Source organism: Paraburkholderia sp. SIMBA_030, assembly GCF_046535245.1.
GTDB lineage: Bacteria > Pseudomonadota > Gammaproteobacteria > Burkholderiales > Burkholderiaceae > Paraburkholderia.
On record NZ_JAWRXB010000902.1, the window covers coordinates 1 to 259 of the forward strand.

Below are 259 nucleotides of genomic sequence, written 5' to 3' on the forward strand. Positions count from 1 at the left end.
GGGCCAGACGGGCGGTTTATCTTTTGCAGTCCGGCGTGCCGGGATTTGACCGGGTATGATTCTGCCGAGCTGGTGGGCCTGCACTTCAGCCTGGTGATTGCTGGTGATGACTTGGCCGCGGCGGTGCGAGATAGGGTTGCCAGTGAGTCTGAGGACGGCTCATGGTCCGGCCTTGAATCAGTTTGCCGGCGGAAGAATGGCACCACCGTTGTTGTAGAGGTTTCCGGCAGCCCGTTGCGCGACAGCGCGGGGAACGCTG

Annotated in this window: 1 protein-coding gene; it reads left to right on the top strand. The window is 62.2% G+C overall.

What is annotated here, in order from left to right; genetic code table 11:
• Positions 1-45: 45 nt before the first annotated feature.
• The coding region (locus SB772_RS42630; RefSeq protein WP_410838848.1) for a PAS domain S-box protein at positions 46-259 on the top strand (214 nt) is incomplete at its 3' end.